General features: G+C 64.9%; 15 protein-coding genes and 1 tRNA gene. 3 read left to right on the top strand and 13 right to left on the bottom strand.

All coding sequences use genetic code 11. The features are described from left to right. Positions 1-147 precede the first annotated feature (147 nt). From Q0319_RS15635 to Q0319_RS15585, 11 genes are all read right to left on the bottom strand, one after another. Positions 148-1125: a tripartite tricarboxylate transporter substrate binding protein gene (locus Q0319_RS15635; protein ID WP_299454153.1), complete on the bottom strand. Its 978-nt coding sequence runs from the start codon at positions 1123-1125 to the stop codon at positions 148-150. A gap of 24 nt (positions 1126-1149) precedes the next feature. Further along, positions 1150-2703 (bottom strand): long-chain-fatty-acid--CoA ligase, encoded by a 1554-nt coding sequence (locus tag Q0319_RS15630; protein ID WP_299454150.1) that lies wholly within the window; start codon positions 2701-2703, stop codon positions 1150-1152. After that, entirely contained in the window at positions 2700-3809 is a 1110-nt protein-coding gene (locus tag Q0319_RS15625; RefSeq protein ID WP_299454147.1) for an enolase C-terminal domain-like protein, read from the bottom strand. The genes Q0319_RS15630 and Q0319_RS15625 overlap by 4 nt, the downstream gene beginning before the upstream one ends. Then, positions 3809-4783 carry a tripartite tricarboxylate transporter substrate binding protein gene (locus tag Q0319_RS15620; protein ID WP_299454144.1) on the bottom strand — a complete coding sequence of 325 codons (975 nt, stop codon included), beginning with the start codon at positions 4781-4783 and terminating at the stop codon, positions 3809-3811. The genes Q0319_RS15625 and Q0319_RS15620 overlap by 1 nt, the downstream gene beginning before the upstream one ends. Before the next feature lie 29 nt (positions 4784-4812). Continuing rightward, the gene (locus Q0319_RS15615; protein WP_299454141.1) at positions 4813-5979 is read right to left on the bottom strand and encodes a CoA transferase; all 1167 of its coding nucleotides are present in this window, start codon (positions 5977-5979) and stop codon (positions 4813-4815) included. After that, a complete protein-coding gene (locus Q0319_RS15610) occupies positions 5976-6668 on the bottom strand; it encodes a dienelactone hydrolase family protein (protein ID WP_299454137.1) in 693 nt (230 codons plus the stop codon). Before Q0319_RS15610 ends, Q0319_RS15615 begins: the two co-directional genes overlap by 4 nt. 16 nt (positions 6669-6684) lie before the next feature. Further along, a complete protein-coding gene (locus Q0319_RS15605) occupies positions 6685-7833 on the bottom strand; it encodes an acyl-CoA dehydrogenase family protein (RefSeq protein WP_299454134.1) in 1149 nt (382 codons plus the stop codon). Next, positions 7833-8804, bottom strand: a complete 972-nt coding sequence (locus Q0319_RS15600) for a tripartite tricarboxylate transporter substrate binding protein (RefSeq protein ID WP_299454131.1) — start codon at positions 8802-8804, stop codon at positions 7833-7835. Before Q0319_RS15600 ends, Q0319_RS15605 begins: the two co-directional genes overlap by 1 nt. A 9-nt stretch (positions 8805-8813) precedes the next feature. Beyond that, entirely contained in the window at positions 8814-9605 is a 792-nt protein-coding gene (locus Q0319_RS15595) for a citryl-CoA lyase (RefSeq protein WP_299454128.1), read from the bottom strand. 426 nt (positions 9606-10031) lie between these two features. Continuing rightward, positions 10032-11252, bottom strand: a complete 1221-nt coding sequence (locus Q0319_RS15590; RefSeq protein ID WP_299454125.1) for an ISL3 family transposase — start codon at positions 11250-11252, stop codon at positions 10032-10034. Positions 11253-11624: 372 nt separating this feature from the next. After that, positions 11625-11700: transfer RNA gene (locus Q0319_RS15585), tRNA-Lys, on the bottom strand. A gap of 131 nt (positions 11701-11831) precedes the next feature. Here Q0319_RS15585 and Q0319_RS15580 point away from each other — a divergent pair. The 3 genes from Q0319_RS15580 to Q0319_RS15570 all read left to right on the top strand — a co-directional run bounded on the left by Q0319_RS15580 (position 11832) and on the right by Q0319_RS15570 (position 14942). Continuing rightward, positions 11832-14087 carry a mechanosensitive ion channel domain-containing protein gene (locus Q0319_RS15580; protein ID WP_299454123.1) on the top strand — a complete coding sequence of 752 codons (2256 nt, stop codon included), beginning with the start codon at positions 11832-11834 and terminating at the stop codon, positions 14085-14087. 79 nt (positions 14088-14166) lie between these two features. Continuing rightward, positions 14167-14409: a hypothetical protein gene (locus Q0319_RS15575; RefSeq protein WP_299454121.1), complete on the top strand. Its 243-nt coding sequence runs from the start codon at positions 14167-14169 to the stop codon at positions 14407-14409. 83 nt (positions 14410-14492) lie between these two features. Continuing rightward, positions 14493-14942 carry a PA2169 family four-helix-bundle protein gene (locus tag Q0319_RS15570; protein WP_296470636.1) on the top strand — a complete coding sequence of 150 codons (450 nt, stop codon included), beginning with the start codon at positions 14493-14495 and terminating at the stop codon, positions 14940-14942. A gap of 21 nt (positions 14943-14963) precedes the next feature. On the opposite strand, the gene Q0319_RS15565 is transcribed toward Q0319_RS15570, so the two are convergent. Together Q0319_RS15565 and Q0319_RS15560 are read right to left on the bottom strand one after the other, a co-directional pair. Next, complete coding sequence (locus Q0319_RS15565; protein ID WP_299454118.1) at positions 14964-16952, bottom strand: ATP-binding protein; 1989 nt, start codon at positions 16950-16952, stop codon at positions 14964-14966. A gap of 40 nt (positions 16953-16992) precedes the next feature. Continuing rightward, the gene (locus tag Q0319_RS15560; RefSeq protein ID WP_296468898.1) at positions 16993-17193 is read right to left on the bottom strand and encodes a DUF1328 domain-containing protein; all 201 of its coding nucleotides are present in this window, start codon (positions 17191-17193) and stop codon (positions 16993-16995) included. Positions 17194-17290 lie beyond the last annotated feature (97 nt).

The following is a 17290-nucleotide window of genomic DNA, read 5'->3' as shown; positions in this document are numbered from 1 at the left end:
CTCATCGCTACTGAAGCCCTCGGCCGGGGCTCGAAACCCTTGCTGGCGACACACCTGAGCCGCAGCTAAGGGTGGATCGCGGGGGAGAGGGGCACCCCGGTGCGAGTTCCGCGCCCGCCCCGCGCGGCCGGGCAAAGAACGGCCCCCTCAGTCCAGCTTCACATTGGCTTGACGTATCGCCGCCTCGTACTGCTCCCGATCCTGTGCAAGAAACCGCGCGAACTCCGTCGGCCCCTGATTCAGCAGCTCCAGCCCCACCCCCGTGACATACTTCTCCTGGAAGGCCGGCTGAGAAACGATCGCAGCCACAGCCCCTGCGATCTTGCGCACGACTTCATCCGGCGTCCCGGCAGGCGCCACCAGGCCGAACCAAGCCTGCGAAACCATCTTCGGAAAGCCCAGTTCCGCGAACGTCGGCGTGTCGGGAAACACCGCGATGCGCTGCGGTGCCGCTACCGCAAGCAGTTTGACCTTTCCACTCTCCACCATCGGGATCGCCGGCGGCACGCCCACCCAGGCCATGTCGATCTGGCCGCCAACGAGCGCAGCCATCACGTCGGCGACGCCCTTATAGGGCACGTGGTTCAACTGGATGTCCGCGAGCTCCGAGAACGTGACGGCATCGAGCTGCGCCTTGCTACCCACCCCGTACGATCCGTAGGTCATCTTCCCCGGGTTCGCCTTCGCCCGGGTGACGAGGTCCTTCACGTTGCCTACGCCCAGATCGTTGCGCACCAGCAAGACCTCCCGCGTCTGTACGAGATTGACGACGGGCACGAAGTCTTTGACCGGGTCGTAGGAAAGTTTCCGGTAGAGGTATTGATTAGAAGAGAGCGTCGGGTCGTTGGCCATCAGCAGTGTATGGCCGTCGGCCTCGGCCCGGGCCACATACTCGGCAGCGATGATGGTGTTGGCGCCAGGCCGGTTTTCGACAATTACCGGCCGGGCCCACCGGGTTGTCAGATCCTGGGCGACGCCTCTCGCCACGACGTCCGCCAGCCCGCCCGCCGTGAACGGGACCACGATGCGCACCATCTTTGCCGGGAAATCCTCGCTGTGTGCCGGGCCGGCGACCGCGCACGAAACCAGCACCGCAACGCATATGAGCGTGGCGCGTATATTCATTTCCGTCTCCTCGATGAATAGGGGTCAGGCGACCTGCCTGCCTCGATTGCCCCAATAAGGCGCTCGCAGCGCCTTTTTGTCGATTTTGTTGGTGCTCGGCAGACGCGGCAGCGCCGTCATGAAAACGACATTGCGAGGCTTCTTGTAGCTGGCGATTAGTTGCCGGCAATGCGCGATCAACGTTTGCTCGTCGGCAGACTCGCCTGGTTTAAGCGCGACGAAAGCCATCACCGATTCGCCCCATTTCTCGTCGGGAACGCCGATCACCGCCGCCTCCAGCACGGCGGGATGCAGCAGCAGCGCCTCTTCGACCTCGCGCGAGTAGATGTTCTCGCCCCCGGAGATGATCATGTCTTTCTTGCGGTCGACGATGAATAGATAATGGTCCTCGTCGAAATAACCCAGATCTCCGGTGCGCATCCATCCGTTGTCCAGCGCCGCCGCGGTCTCGGCGGGCTTGCCCCAGTAGCCCTGCATGATGGCGGCCGAGCGCATTTGCACCTCGCCAACCTCACCCGGTTCCAGCTCCCGGCCGTCGTCGCCGACGATCCTGATCTCCACTCCAAGGATGGGCTGGCCGGCAGACGCCAGGCGGGCGGACTGCACCGAGTCTCCTTCCGGTTCGTGCTGATGCTTGAGCAGCGCGGATCCCGGTCCATGCTCGGTCATCCCGTAGACCTGCATGAAGATCTGTCCCAGCACGCGGTGCGCGCGGCGCGACAAAGCAACCGACATGGGCGCCGACGCATAGCAGACGGTCTGCAGGCTGGACAGGTCCACCGCCTCACGCTCCTGTTCGTCGAGCAGGGCCTGGATCATGATGGGCGCGAAATGCGCGGCGGTTACGCGGTGACGTTCGATGCTCTCCAGGATTTCGCGCGCATCGAAGCGGCGATGCAGCACGATCGTCGCGCCGCAGACGAGATAGCTTAGCAACTCCGTCGTGCCACCAATATGGTAGACAGGCATGACGATGAGCATGCGGTCGGTGGGTTGCGCTCCGTGCGACAGCGCCAGCATGCGCGCCTGCTCCACCTGGCCGGCGTTGCCGAGCATGACGCCCTTGGGTGTGCCCGTGGTGCCGCTCGTATAAATCAGGAACACGGTATCCTCGTCCCGGGCGCGCAGCCCGGGGCGCGACGCGGCGGCCCGGGCGACTGCAGCCTCATAACCGCCCGGCCCGGCGTCTGGTCCGAGCTTCAGCGTCGTCACCCCGGCGGGCAGCGCGTCGCGCAGCTCCTGCACACGGTCTTCATACACGGGGTCGAAAACCAGCACGGCGGGCGAGCAGTCGCGCAGAATGGCGGCCTGGTCCGCGGCAGCAAGCCGGTAATTCAGGCCGACGGCGACAAAGCCGCACATGCCCGCCGCCCCGTACACTTCCATGTACTCCGGGCAGTTCTGCGCAAGAATCGCGATCCGGTCGCCACGACCCAACCCCAGTTCCAGCAGCGCGTTGCCCAAGCGCCTCACTCTTTCAGCGAACGTGCCGTGCGTCACGCAGCGTCCTTCGAAGACGAAGGCGGGATGGTCGCGTACACATCGCGCATTGCGGTCGATGATGTCACCAAGAATCATGCTTGCTCCTCGAATTCGCGCATGGCGTCCCAGTCCACCAGCTCGGCCACGGTTGGTGTCTCGGGCAAGACGACGCGGCCCTTCTCTATGCGTGGCACGAGGGTGACGTACTGCTCCCGCATGGAAAGAAACCAGCTGAGCTCCGCCGGCAGGGCCTGCCCCTCGAGCGCGGCAAACTGCAAGCCGCACCAGGTTCCCAAGGCGCTTTCGCCCATGAGCCCCGCCACCGTTCCCGCGCCGGCGCGGTCGGCCAGATTCCGCATCGCCCGGGCGTCGGAGAGACCGAAGCGCCCGGGCTTGGCACTCAGGATTCGCGCGCCCCGTTCGAGAAACAGCGCCGCGTCCCGTACCGAGGTCATCCCGAAATCCACCAATACGGGCACTCCGCTCGCGCACTGCAGGCGCTCGAAAGCACCATCGGGCGACAGCGGGGCGGGGTCTTCGACCGCGTGCGCACCCTCCTCGGCCATCGCCCGCACATAGGGTTCCGCCTCGCCGAACGGATAGGAGCCGTTGGCATCGACATACAGCCGCACGCCCTCGCCTACGGCCTGGCGCACGGCCGCGACCGCCGCGCGATCGACGTTTAATCCCTGTCCGCCCTTGACCTTCAAGTTCCGGAAGCCATAGGCGTCCACCATTTCGGCCGCCTCGCGCGCCATGGCCTGCGGCGCCTGGCGAGTCACCGCCCACGAAAGCTCCACGACCGGCCGCCCGCCCCAGAGCCGCCACAAGGGCTGGCGCTGCCGCGCGGCTTCCCAGTCCCAACACGCGTTGTCTATCAACGCCTTAGCCACCGTATTTCCGGGGATGACTTCGAGCGCATCACGCAGCTGCCGCGGATGCGAAAGTCCCACCTTCTTCACGATCGGTTCGAACACCTCGCGCAAGGTGGCCACGAGACTTGACGCCGTCGCGCCCACCCAGGTCGGCTTGACCGCGACCTCGGCAGCGCCCACGCCCCCGGACTCTGTCTCAATGCGCAGGACCACGAACTGCGCGGCCGATTCGACCATGTCGCTCCAGCGCACCTCGCGGTGATAGGCGAGGCGGCGGACGAATACCTCCCAGCGCACGATGCGCTCGCAGCAGTCAGCGGTATCCATCAATCCACCCGTGCGCCCGATTCGCTGATCAACTCCTTCCATCTTGGCGATTCCACGGCGACGAAGGCCGCCAGGTCACGGCCGTTCAGATAGTGCGGCTCGGCGCCCAATTGCGCGAGTTGCTCGCGCACATCCTGTTGCTCCAGGATCCGCGCCACTTCGGCGCTCAGGCGGTCCACCACGCCGGACGGGGTGCCCCGGGGGGAGAACAAGGCGTACCAGGCCAGCACGTCGAAGCCGGGAAAGCCTGCCTCGGCCACCGTTGGAATATCGGGCGCGAGCGAAGTCCGCGTGCCTGACGTGACCGCCAGGGCGCGCAGCCGGCCAGCGTGGACCTGCTTCAGCACCGCGGGGAGAGTGAAGAAGGTCATCGAGACATCGCCGCTGATGACGCTGGTTACCGCTTCGGGCCCGGTCTTGTAGGGCACGTGCTTGATGCGAACCTTCGCCAGGTTCTGCAGAAGCGCTCCCGCCAGATGTCCGGAGGTGCCGTTCCCCGCGGAGGAATAGGTCAGCGCATCGGGCTTTTCGCGGGCGAGTGCGACCAGTTCTCCGACCGACCGGACGGGCAGATCCCGGTTGACCACGAGCAGGTTGGGAGCGATGGCGACCATGGCGGCGGGCGGCACGTCGCGCATGGGGTCGTAAGACAGATTTTTGTATAAATGCGGACCGACCGAATGGGTGGGACTACCGCTCATCAGCCATACGTATCCGTCAGCCGGCGAGCGCGCCACCTGCGCCGCGCCGACGTGTCCGCCGGCGCCCGGCTTGTTCTCGACGATGAACGGCTGGCCGAAGGCGGCTTCGAGCCGTTGCGCGAGCATGCGCGCAAGGATGTCCGCCGTTCCCGCGGTGCCTGACGAAACAATGATGCGGACCGGGCGCTCCGGCCATTCGGCCGCCATAGCCTGACCGGGGGCAAGCGCCAGCGTCACCGCGGCTGCCATGGTGGGAATGCATGCCAAGCTCATGACCGTCTCCTCGTGCAGAGAGTTCTGCGTTAGATGATGCGGGCCTGCTTTAGCGCGTCCACGGCCGACTCGGAGAAACCGGCCTCGCGGAGAATCTCTTCTGTGTGCTCGCCTAGATCGGGCGGCGGCCGGAAATCGCTGCGATGGTCGCCGTCATAACGTATCGCCCGGTGCGTGGCGCGCAGGCTGCCGTAGCGCGGGTGGTGCTGCGTATAGAAAACGTTGAGATGGCGCACCTGCGGGTCGTCCTCGAGCTCGTGCAGCGCGCGCTCGCACGTGAAGGGCACGTCGTTCTCCTCCAAACGAGGGACCCAATATTCGCGGTCCTGCCCGGCGAAAGTCTCCGCCAAACTCCTGGCCAGCTGCTCATAGGCTTCCACCCGCTCCCGACGCGTAGGGTAGGTCGCCAGCAGATCCTCCCGCCCGATGGCCACCGCAAGACCGCGCCAGAACTTGTCAGGCGATGAGAGATGCAGGCCAATTCGTCGCCCATCCCGGCAGGTCACGATGTACGACTGCGACATGGCGGCCCGCCCATACAAGCCGGGCGTCACGCCGGTCGCCAGCATGGAGACCAGCGGCTCGCACGCGAGGGAAATCATCGACTCGAGCATGTTCACTTCGACCGTACGGCCCTTGCCGGTGGAAGCTCGCTCCACCAATGCCCCCAGAATGCCAAGACTGGCATAGATGCCCGTCACTGCGTCGGACACCGCGGGGCCGGCGACGCGGGCATCTGGCCCCTGGTGGAACATGGACAACCAGCCCGACGCGGCCTGCCCGACGTTGTCGTAGGCGGCGCGCCTGGCGTACGGGCCGCTGGCGCCAAAGCCGGTGATCGCGCAATAGACCAGCCGGGGGTTGAGCTCGCGCAACCGGGCCGCTCCCAGTCCGAGTTTTTCCTCCACGCCAGGGCGCATATTCATGAGGAGCACGTCGGCACCGGCGATCAATTTCTCCAGCGCGGCCAGTCCCTCGGGCCGGGTGTAGTCCAGGGCGAGGCTGCGCTTGTTGCGGTTATGTGCCTGGAACTGCGGACTGTAGAGCCCGCCCTTGAATGCGCGAAACGGATCGCCGCTGCCCGGACGCTCTACCTTGATTACATCGGCACCTAGCTCGGCCAGCAGCATGCCGGCTAACGGCGCGGTAATGAAATTGCCGAGGTCGAGCACCCGGATGTTCTGCAGGACTTTCATCGCTGGCCAGCCCTCAGTACCGAGTGCAGGAAAGCCACGGTCCGTTCATGCGCCAGCGCTGCCGCGTCCGTTGCGCCGCGCGTGTAGAAACCATGACCCGCTCCCGGATAGCGGTAGAACGTGGCGTCCGCTCTCTCGCGCAGCGCCGCTTCGATTCTCGCCTGGGCATCCGCGGAGGCATACCGGTCCTGGTCGCCGTAATGCAGAATGATCGGGCAGGTCGGCGCCTCGCCGAGGTGGTCTTCCACGCCCACGCCATAGAAAACCGCCGCCGCATCGATGTCCAATCCGGCAGCGGCGCGGAACGCGAGCTTTCCACCCAGGCACAGCCCGACTGCCGCCACACCGCCGGTAAATCCGGGCTGGGCGCGGATGTGTTCAGCCGTGCGGCCGATGTCGTCCAGTCCCGCGGCCTCGTCGAAACGCTGCAGATACCCGAAAGCGCGTTCGAGATCGTCCTTGGAATGGCTCAGCTCCACCCCGGGCTCGAGCCTCCAGAACAGATCGGGTGCCAGCGCGAGGTATCCCGCGGCCGCGTACTTGTCGGCAAGGGCACGTATGGCGGCCGTTACCCCGAAGATTTCCTGCAGGATGATCACGGCATGGCCGTTTGGCTGCGCGGGTAAACTGGCATAGGCGTGGAACTGGCGTCCATCGCCGGCATCGATGTTCGTGCTTCCGGTTTGCATGCGCTTCCTCGTTGCGTCAGATGGCGTAGTTGCCCTTGAGCAGTTCCCGTGCAATGGAATTGCGATGGATCTCCGTCGTGCCGTAACCGATGGACATGCCCCGTGCATCGCGGAAGTACCGTTCGAAGGGGTACTCTTCAGAAAGCCCGTAGGCGCCCGCGAGCTGCATGGCCTGGTTCGTGACGCGGACCGCCATCTCATTGGCATAAGTTTTGGCGATGGAGACTTCAGCCACCGACTGGCGCCCTTGGTCGATGGATTGCGCCGCCCCGTACACCAGCGCGCGCGCCGCCTCAATATCCATTGCCATGTCGGCCAGTTTCCATTGCAGCCCCTGGTTCTCCGCCAACGGACGGCCGAATTGAATGCGGTCCTTGAGGTGCTGGATCACCTGGCTCAGCGCGGCCTGCGCCAAGCCCAGGCAAACCGGGGGATTGCCGGTTATGCGATCGGCGTCGAGCACGTGGAACAGGTCTTTCATCCGGCCCGCCGGCAACAGCAGGTTCTCGGCCGGTACACGGCAGTCCTGGAAGACGAGCTCGGCCATGCCCGTGCCGCGCAGCCCCAGCAGGTCCAGATGCTTGCCCACCGAAAACCCCGGCGTGCCACGCTCAACCAGCACTGCGCCCACCCCCCTCATGCCGGGGTCGTCGGTCAGCCGCACCAGCACCAGGAAAACGTCGGCCACCTGGGCGGCGGTGCACCACAGCTTGCTGCCGTTAATGACATAGTCCGTACCGTCGAGGACCGCTCGGGTCTGGACATTGCCGACGTCCGAGCCCGCATTCGCTTCTGACATGCTCCATGCCGCGTACCGCTCGGCCTTGGCAAAGGACGGCAGATAACGCTGCCGGACCGCCTCGCTGCCTATCTGCAGAATGGCCCGCGGTGTGGCGCCGTCGGTGCAGGAATAAAGCAGCGCGGTATTCGCGCACGACCGCGCCAGCTGCTCGACCACGAGCACGGTCTCGAGCAGGCCGAGGCCGGCGCCTCCGTAGCGCTCGGGCAGAAACATGCCTGTATAGCCATGCTCGGCCAGGGCCCTGAGATTTTCCACCGGCGGTCGGTACTGCCGGTCCGCCGCGGCCGCCCCGGGCGCGAAGCGCTCGCTCGCCAGCGCCCGGACCGAATCGCGGATCAGCCGTTGTTCCTGTGTCAGCTCCACTATTCGCCCTTCGCTCCGGTCAACTTGATGATGTGCTGGTAGCGCGCCGATTCGCGCTGGAGAAACTGGCCGAACTCGGCGGGCGTCGAAGGCGCGCCCTCCAGGCCCAGCTTCACGAATTGCGCCTTCAATTCGGGGCTTTCGACTGCCTTGCGTATTTCCTTGCTCAGACGGTCGACAATGTCGGGAGGCGTCGATGCCGGGGCCAGGACGCCATACCAGGTCATAAAGGAGAAGTCCTTCAGCGCTGCCTCCGCCACCGTCGGGATCTCCGGGGCGACGCCCGAGCGCTGCTCGCCCGATACCGCCAGGCCCTTCAACCGTCCCGCACGCACGAGAGGCACGCCGGAAGACAATCCCGTGAACATCACATCCACCTGCCCACCCACCACGTCGGCCAGGGCGGGCGCCACACCCTTATAGGGAACGTGGGTGAGCTCGATTCCGGCCAAGGCCTTGACCCACTCCATCGCCAAGTAATGCGGCGTTCCGTTGCCGATGGAGGCATACGTGATCTTGCCAGGATTGGCCTTGGCGGCCGCGATCAATTCGGGAACGGTCGAAATCTGTGCCTTGGGGTTGGCCACCAGAACGAACGGCACGAAAACGATCTGACTTACCGGCGAAAAATCCTTCACCGAGTCGTACGGCAGCTTCTGGCTGAAAAAAAACGGATTCATCGCGTGCGAATCGGTCACCAGCCCGATGGTGTAACCGTCCCCTTCGGCGCGCGCCACGACCTCCGTGCCGATGATGGTGCTAGCCCCGCCCCGGTTTTCGATGATCACCGGCTGTCCTAGGCTCTCCGCCATTTTCTTGCCCAGTGCCCGCGCAACGATGTCGGTTCCGCCGCCAGGGGGATAGGGCACGACGAAGCGGATCGGTTTTTCGGGCCATTCCGCCCGAGCCGACTGGGCTCCCAAGAGCAGTCCGGCCGCCAGAGTCAACAGACCTACCGATAGTCGTTGCATGTCTCCTCCTCATCGGCCGCCTACGGGCGGCTCATCTTGTTCGCTCACTTCTTCTTCCGTGCGTAGCCAGACCTCGGCGGCGATCGGGCGTGCCTGCTCCTCAACCAGATGGCCGACCAGCCCCACCGCCCTACCCATGACGGCGACGCCGCGCGCCGCCCGCCACGAGATGCCGAGCTCACAGCAGAGCGCGCCGATCGCGCCGGTGGCATTGACGGGCAGACTCTTGCCATAGGCCGCCTCGGCTTCCTGCCCGATGGCGCGCATTAGGTCGACGTAGCGTCCGGCATAGCCTTCCTCGGCCGCCACTTCGAAAAGGCGGGTCGCGCGCGGATCCACGGGCTTATGGAGATTGTGGCCAATGCCGGGTATGGGCTGCTTGCGGCGGCGGAAATCGGCGACGATATTTCTGGCCATGTCCTGAACCACGCCCTCCGGCGACTCGGCCACTGCCGCCTCCAGCAAGCGCGCGGCCCCTTCGGCCGTTCCCGCGAAGGTGGTGCCCATCCCACACAGTCCGGCCGCCACCGCCGACTGCAACGACTCCGGCGCGCCCAGGTACACCAGTCTGGCGGCGATCGCCATAGGGGTCATGCCGTGCTCCACCAGCGTGACGAGAATGGCGTTGAACACCCGGGATTGCCGTGCGTCGGGAAGCCGTCCGGTCATTTCCAGGTAGGCCATATCGCCCAGGTTGAGCGTCCCGATGATGTCGCGGGTTAGGTCCATCCCCTGGACGAATATCCGATCCGGCGTGCTGCGGCCCATGCCGCTACGGATCGGCTGTCGGTTTCGGCTCATGCTGTCTCCTGATCCACTTCTGTGGTTTTCGCCGCGACGGTATCCCCGCCTATGGAGGAGGAAGATAGGCGCACGCCTCGAGCGCTGTCCAATAGACAGGAGCCATTTCCCTTATGCACGAGACGAATAGTGGTGCGCCGCCCCCGCTTGCCACGGGAGGTCGCGAACGTGGAGCTCTTCCTCGCGTCCGACGAAGCGAGCTATGTCACGGGCAGCTATTAGCTATATCGTCGATGGCGGGTTGATACGCAACGTCGGAGGAACCTGAGGGGCCCTGGGGCTATGCCGCCGCCTCGTTCGCGCCTCCCCCAAAGGGACAAGCGGCAACAGATGTATCGCGATCGGAAAATAGAACTCGCCGCCGCGGCGGAGGAGCGCTTTATGTATGCGCCCATCCTGATGGACAACATGGGGCTTAATTCAGGTTCATCGAGGAATACCGGGGAAAGCGGCGCGGATTTTGAGGAAGAAGTATTCCTCGTCGCGATAGCCGTAGGCGCGGCGCTTGATGACCTTGATGGTGTTGTTGATGCCTTCGACGATGCTGGTGTTCAGAGGGTGTCGACAGCGTGCCAGAATGCCGTGCCAGTAGCCTTGCAGACGTCGCGCGAAGGCCTGCAAGGCAGCAATGCCGCTCTGCCGGGCCTGTTCGCACCACTGCTCCCATGCCTTCTGCGCCCACGCCGGGCGCCGGTAAAACCACAGGCTTTTGAGTGCATCGCGCATGATGTAGGCGCACATCAATGGCGCGTTGGCAGCCAGCAGTTCCTTCAGGTGCACCGCCTGTTCGGCTGGCAGATTCTCCCGGTTGCGCAACAGCAGCCAGCGGCTGGATTTGAGGACTTTTCGGGCCGGTCGGTCCTGCCGCAACTGGTTGGCCTGCTCGACCCGGACCCGGTCAATGACTTCCCGCCCATACTTGGCCACCACATGGAACAGATCATAGACGATGTCGGCCTGCGGGCAGTGTGCCTTGATTTCCAGCTCATAAGCCGTGGTCATGTCGATCGCCACCGCTTCTATGCGCTGGGCCACGCCTGGGGGCAATTGTTCGAAGAAGGCGCGTGCCGTTTCCCGGGAACGTCCCTTGCCCACCCAGAGCACTTGGCGGCCGATCGGATCGACCACCACCGTCGCATAACGGTGCCCCTTGTGCAGGGCAAACTCATCCATGGCCAGGTAGCGGATGGTCGACCAGTCCGGTTCGGTCACACGCGCGCGCAGGCGACGCTTGTCGATCGATTTGACCGTGTGCCAGCCCAGATCGAAGAAGGACGCCACCGCCTGCACAGTGGCTGACTGCAGCAATTGCTCGACTGCCTCGGCAAAGCGGTTGGTCACTCGCTGGTAACGCCCCAACCACGCCAACTTCTCCAGGCGCGGACCGTTGCAGCGCGGGCACCAGACCCGCCGCCGCGGCACATGCAGCACGACGCGATACTCAAACAGGGGCAGATCACGCACCCGCCGCACCGTCGTCTCGTGCACCTGATGACAGCGGCTACCGCACTGCTCGCAGTACATCACCCTGCTGCTCGGCTTGAGGTGCACTGATAACGTGCGGCGTTGACTGTCCGGACATTCAATCCGTGCGATCCGGTACCCCTTCCAGCCGCCCACAGCCTCCAACAACTTCCGATCCAGCACCCTGCCTCCTGGCTTCTTCACAGACAGCGCGCAGAGTACGCAAACTATTTCGTTTGCTCCACGGTTTTCTTCGAAGAACCAAAAATTGGTGCGGCTATTTGTCGCGCATAATAACAACATCCCTAATAACAGAACGCCGTTCCTGCATAAGGAACAACTTCGTGCTTATTAGGAATGGGGAATACGCGAAAGGGGAGTGAGACTCGGCGAACGACGATGGTCGGCGGCGGCTCAGACTCAGGGGCAAGGAGATGCGATGCCCGTTGGGTGAGGTCAGATGAGGAACGCGTGAACGTGACAAAGATGCCCGCCCAACCTGCCGACGCCAAAGAAAAAGGCCGACCCTTCGGGCCGGCCTTCTCTGGGAATTCCTGGTGGGCTGTGTAGGGATCGAACCTACGACCTACGGATTAAGAGTCCGCTGCTCTACCAACTGAGCTAACAGCCCCCACGTGAGAGGCAAAATTATAGCAATTTTTTTCGCAGCGTGCATGGAGCGTCCCTGCCCCTTGAAACGCGGCCCCGGTGGGAGGAACAGGCATGGGTAGAATCGGGTTCCCCTCACTTCGCTCGCTTCCCATGTCCGCACGACGCTCTCTTTTCCGGATCGCCGCGGTCCTCCTGTGCGCCGCGGCGTGGCTGCCGGCGCTCCGCGCCGCCGAGGCCGAAGTCAAGTCGGTCCCCCCGATCCAAGCCCGCCAAGTGCTCGAGATCCTGCGAGACGATGCAAAACGTGCCGAACTCGAACGCACGCTGAGCGTCATTTCCCAGGCCGCGGATCAAGTGGAAGCGCCGGGCGGGGCCGCGGAAGAACCGGCGCGGCCGATCACCATCGAGAAAGACAGCGTGATTGCCCAGGCGTTTGCGCAAGCCGGGCGATGGCTGCACGCCGCTTATGACCAATTGAGGCGGACCGGTGACACTGTCCTGGCCCTCCGGTCGGCAGGCCAGTGGTGGGAAGAGCACCTCGGCACGCCCGAGGCGCGCACCGGGGCGCTCCGGATCATCGGCGCACTGGCCCTTACGCTCGGCTTGGCGCTGGGTGCCGAGGCCCTGGTTTCGCGCTCGCTGCGTCATCCGCGCCGCGTCGTGCTGGACTTCGCTACGCGCCGCCAAAGCGCCGGGAGCGCCTTGGACACGGACGACCAGCACGTGCGCATCCTGCGACGACTGCCCTACGCCCTGGCGCACGGCATACTGTCGCTGCTGCCGCTCGCTGCCTTCCTGGCAACCACCTCCATCCTGACGGCGCTGCTGGGGGGGCCACGGGCCAGCTTCTATCCCTACCTGTTGCCGCTGGTCACCGCCTACGTCGCGACGCGCCTGACCATGGCTGCCTTGCGGCTGGTGACCTTCCCTGCCGGCGCCGGCCTGCGCCTTTCCCGCTTGGGCGACGAAGCCGCTGCCTACCTCGACAAGCGACTGCTGCGCATCGTGGCCACGGCGGCGTTCGGCGTCGCCGCAAGCGAGATCGCCTATGCGCTCGGGGCCGGCACCGACGCGCGCAATGCGATATCCCGGCTCGTGGGACTGCTCGTGCACGGCATGCTCATTGTGATGGTCCTCCAGCGCCGGCACGCCGTCGCGCGATGGATACGCGGCGAAGGAGACATCGGCCTGCGAACGCTGCTAGCCGATGCCTGGGCCCCGGCCGCGGTAGCGATCATCGCCGGGCTTTGGATCGTCTGGGCGCTGGGCGCAGACAGCGGCTTCCTCCAATTGCTGAGCTACGCCTGGCGCACGGCGCTGGTCCTACTGGCCGCCGTCGTCACGTCCATGGTGCTGCTCGGCACGCTCGGCCGGCTTTTCTACGGAAACGCCCCGGCCGAGGCCGGCACGCCCGCGCCCCACCCTTATCGGCAGCTGGCACAACGCACCGTTCTGGGCCTGGTGTCTCTGGTTGCCGCCGTGGCACTGCTCGAGGTCTGGGGCATCAACGCGATGGCTTGGTTTTCCCCCGGCACCATCGGCCGCCGGCTGGCATCCGCGGCGGCTACCATCGGCGTAGCCTGCGTGCTCGCGCTCGTCGCGTGGGAAGCCGTCAACCTGTCCATCAACCGGCGCATGGCGCGGTGGACGCAGGCCGGGGATCTCGTCCGCGCGACGCGGCTGCGCACGCTGGTGCCCATACTGCGCACCACGCTCTTCATCGCCATCGCGCTCGTCGTGCTCCTGACTGCGCTCAATGAACTCGGCATCAATATCGCGCCGCTGCTGGCCGGCGCGAGCATCATCGGGGTGGCGATCGGGTTCGGATCGCAAAAGCTGGTCCAGGATTTCATCACGGGCATCTTCCTGTTGATGGAGAATGCCATGCAAGTCGGCGACTCTGTCACGCTGGCGGGCGTGTCCGGCACGGTGGAAAATCTTTCCATACGGACGGTGAGGCTGCGTGCCGGAGACGGCTCCCTGCACGTCGTGCCCTTCAGTTCGGTGGGCACGGTAACGAACAACCATCGTGGGATCGGCAACGCCTCGATCCGGGTGAGCGTGACCGCCGACTCGAATCTGGACGAAGTCATCGCCGCGATCCGCAACGTGGGCGAACAAATGCGCAACGACCCGCAGCTCGGCCCCCTGATGCTGGGCGGCCTGGAACTGTGGGGCGTGGACCAGGTAGACGGTGCGTCCATTACACTCGCCGGGCAGATCCGCGCCATCGACCGCGGCCGCTGGGCCGTGCAGCGCGGTTTCAACGAACGGATTTACCGCCGCTTCCGCCAGCTCGGCATTCAGATGGCGAACCCGCAGGCGCGTTTCCTCCCGGAAAAAGAGGAGGCCGGCAAAGCGCCCGCCGCCCCCGCCGGGCGGGACGACGCCGGGCCGTCCTCCTAGGCTTCCCCCGGAAGGCTGCTGCCGCTGCCGGGCACGTCTCTTGCGGCTTGCTCGAGTCAAGGCCGACTAGGAGCACGACATGAAAGCGGAAACCAAGCATCCCGCGAGCAAGCCCTCGAAAGAAAACGAGAAAGCTGAGCAGGCAAAGTCAACCGACGAACGCCTGCCGACTTACCAAGAACTGCTCGACGACTCCCTGGAAGATACGTTTCCGGCAAGCGATCCGATTGCCCCGGGAGCCGCCGCCTACGCCGATCGCGAAATCAAGACGCGCAAAGACGACAAAGATTGGGAGCTCAAGCCGGGGCATCCCAAGAAATGACGCTCGGGCCCGTTTCCTGCTGAACCGGGCATGCCGGGCCGCAACCGCGCCCGGCATCCGACGTTCTATACCAGGAGATGACAATGGCCCGAGATGTCGCGACCGTATTGAATGACCTGATCGAGACCTGCAAGGACGGCGAATATGGCTTCCGCCAGGCCGCCCAGGACGCGCATGATCCCGACTTGAAGAACCTCTTCTCGCGCCGAGCCGCCGATTGCTCGACAGCAGCGGCCCAGCTGCAGGAACTCGTGGCCGGCTTGGGCGAGCAACCCGAGGAAAGCGGGACAGCTGCAGGCGTGCTACATCGCGGTTGGATAGGCTTGAAGACTGCGGTAGCGGGCCGTACCGACCTGGCCATCTTGGAAGAATGCGAGCGGGGAGAGGACGTGGCCAAGAGCCGCTATCAAGCGGCTCTCCAGGAAGACCTACCGCCGCAGCTGCTCGCCCTCATTCAATTGCAATATGAAGGCGTGGTGCGAAACCACGACCAGGTCAGGGAACTGCGTGACCGGATGCGGGCGCACGCCTGACGGCCTTGCGCCGGACCGCCCTCACCGACGTTCGAGAGAGGCGGTCCGGGCAAGGCTCTGGATCAGGCCCGCCAATTGAAAGAATTCCACCGGCTTGGCGAGATAGACCTGGAAGCCGCTCGCCAGCGCGCGGATGCGGTCTTCTGCCTGGGTAGCCGAGGTAAGCGCAATGGCCGGGGTCGGCATGGGAAACCGATCGGGTGCGCCGCGTTCAAGTTCACGAATGCGGCAGAGCGTAGCGCAGCCGTCCATCCCCGGCATCGTGAGGTCACTGACGATCACGTGTGGCATCCCGCATCCCGACGCCTCGCCCAGGTACCGCAGGGCCTGCCCCCCGGAATCGCATGCCACCACGTCAGCGCCTGCCGAGCGCAGGGATTCCGTCAAGGCGGTGCGCCCCTCGTCGTGGTCTTCGATCAGCAGGATGCGCAATCCATCCAACGAGGAAGCGGCGGACATCTCCGGGGGGGCTGGCACCGCCTGCGCCCCTTCTTTGGCCAAAGGCAGGTAAATCGAAAATACCGCGCCCTGCCCTTCTCCGGCGCTTTGCGCCGCCACCCGCCCACCGTGCAGCTCGGCCAGATGGCGGACCAGCGTCAGCCCCACCCCCAGCCCTTCGGCGCGACGGGCGCGGAGCGCATCCTGGTGGCGAAACGGGTCGAATAAATAGGGCATCACGTCGCTGGAAATGCCTTTGCCGGTATCGCCCACTGCAATGCAGGCTTCGTTGCCCGCCACCGCGACGCGCACCGAGACCTCGCTGCCCTGCGCGCTGAACTTGATGGCGTTGGTCACCAAGTGGCCCACCATTTGCTCCACGCGCTCTCCGTTTCCCCACACTTGCACTTGCGTCGCCGGCAACTCCGCGCGCAAGGCCACGCCGCGTTCCGCCGCCAGCCTCTCGGCCTTGGCCAAGGCCCCCTGCACTGCAGGAGAAAGCGACAACAACGTCTTGGAGAAACGCAGCCGGCCGGTCATCGCCTGGGTCACGTCCAACAGCTCCTCGATGAGTCCGACTTGCTGCTGCACGCCCGTCTTGATGCCTGCCAAGGCCCTGGCCACGCCAGGCTGGTTGACGTCGACGCGGCTTTCGAGCACATGCGCCCAGCTCTGGATGCCATTGAGGGGCGAGCGCAATTCGTGCGACACCATGGCCAGGAATTGATCGCGGACGTTGGCTGCGGTTTCCGCCTGGGTGCGGGCGGCCTGCTCGCGCAACACCAGGGCATCCAACTCGACCTGCGCTTGAACCCAGGACGTGACGTCCGACGTGACGGCCACGGCGCGTGCGCCAAGCGGATCGGGCACGACGCTCACCCTGAAGTACCGGGTGTTATCGCCGGTATCGATGCGATAGTCGAAATTCTGGGGGGTACGCGAGGCCATGGCTTGCGCCGCGGCCTGCTCGTAGGCGGTGGCGATGTAGGGCGCAACGCCTAGCTCTCTTGCCCCCTTGCCGGCAAATGCATGGGGTTCGATCCCGAATAATTGGCCTGCGGCGCGATTGGCGTACACATATCGCAACTCGGAGTCATAAGCCATGACGGCATATGGCAGGAGCTCGAGCATATGTGCAGACCCGAAGTCATCCTCACCCGCACCGGCGGGTTCACCGCCGTCGACTTCGCGATGCCAAGTGCAGGTCCCGCTGAATCCGACGAATTGGTCATTGGCTTCGAAGCTGGGCTGGACCTGCGTATGCACTTCGAGCACACCACCGTCCGCAGCCGACACGCCATGCACGAGTTCCCAAGGCGATGCCACGACAGCGGCTTTGGTGAACGCCGACTTGAGCCGCCGGCGGTGTGGCGCAGGCACTCGCTCCAGCCATCCCCAGCCCAGCGCCTGCTCGACCGGCTGCCCCGTTAGCCGCGTCCAGGCGGGATTCACATAGGTCCAGGAGCCGTCTATGGCGGCGGACCAGAGAATGCAGGGCGCGTGGTCCGCCAGGCGACGGAAAGACGCATCGGAAGCATGGGCTGCCGTGGAAAGATGCGCAGCCGTGCTCATCGGTCGTCGCCCGGCTGCATGACGGGAAGCCCCCTGGGGCTCAATGCTGTCGAGACCATTCGGTATCGTAGTTCTCTTCGACGTCATCCGGTGGTTCGAGGAAAAAAGTGGCTATGAACGCCGCCACCGCCACCACGAACATGATTAGCGCGACAGTGGCCGCGCTCGCCGCGAAGCCCGTCCAGGCAGCCACGATCGCCAACAAGGGAACCACGAAAAAGATAGTAGCCCAACGCAACATGATCCATCTCCTTGGCTTTCCCGTATTCCCCGCATCACCGGCTGCGCTGCGAGGTTACGGTCACGTCTGGGCTGACTACGAGCAGATTCCGTACCAA

Origin of the sequence: uncultured Pigmentiphaga sp., assembly GCF_937950555.1 — a bacterium.
Taxonomy (GTDB): Bacteria; Pseudomonadota; Gammaproteobacteria; order Burkholderiales; family Burkholderiaceae_B; genus Pigmentiphaga.
This window is presented reverse-complemented; position numbering and strand designations above follow the sequence as displayed.

Bases quoted from the DNA above. Each gene is read 5' to 3' on its own strand.
- Q0319_RS15600 (WP_299454131.1), bottom strand. From the start codon at position 8,804: ATGCAACGACTATCGGTAGGTCTGTTGACTCTGGCGGCCGGACTGCTC.
- Q0319_RS15625 (WP_299454147.1), bottom strand. From the start codon at position 3,809: ATGGATACCGCTGACTGCTGCGAGCGCATCGTGCGCTGGGAGGTATTC.
- Q0319_RS15620 (WP_299454144.1), bottom strand. From the start codon at position 4,783: ATGAGCTTGGCATGCATTCCCACCATGGCAGCCGCGGTGACGCTGGCG.
- Q0319_RS15595 (WP_299454128.1), bottom strand. From the start codon at position 9,605: ATGAGCCGAAACCGACAGCCGATCCGTAGCGGCATGGGCCGCAGCACG.
- Q0319_RS15575 (WP_299454121.1), top strand. From the start codon at position 14,167: ATGAAAGCGGAAACCAAGCATCCCGCGAGCAAGCCCTCGAAAGAAAAC.
- Q0319_RS15565 (WP_299454118.1), bottom strand. From the start codon at position 16,952: ATGAGCACGGCTGCGCATCTTTCCACGGCAGCCCATGCTTCCGATGCG.
- Q0319_RS15615 (WP_299454141.1), bottom strand. From the start codon at position 5,979: ATGAAAGTCCTGCAGAACATCCGGGTGCTCGACCTCGGCAATTTCATT.
- Q0319_RS15570 (WP_296470636.1), top strand. From the start codon at position 14,493: ATGGCCCGAGATGTCGCGACCGTATTGAATGACCTGATCGAGACCTGC.
- Q0319_RS15635 (WP_299454153.1), bottom strand. From the start codon at position 1,125: ATGAATATACGCGCCACGCTCATATGCGTTGCGGTGCTGGTTTCGTGC.
- Q0319_RS15610 (WP_299454137.1), bottom strand. From the start codon at position 6,668: ATGCAAACCGGAAGCACGAACATCGATGCCGGCGATGGACGCCAGTTC.
- Q0319_RS15560 (WP_296468898.1), bottom strand. From the start codon at position 17,193: ATGTTGCGTTGGGCTACTATCTTTTTCGTGGTTCCCTTGTTGGCGATC.
- Q0319_RS15630 (WP_299454150.1), bottom strand. From the start codon at position 2,703: ATGATTCTTGGTGACATCATCGACCGCAATGCGCGATGTGTACGCGAC.
- Q0319_RS15580 (WP_299454123.1), top strand. From the start codon at position 11,832: ATGTCCGCACGACGCTCTCTTTTCCGGATCGCCGCGGTCCTCCTGTGC.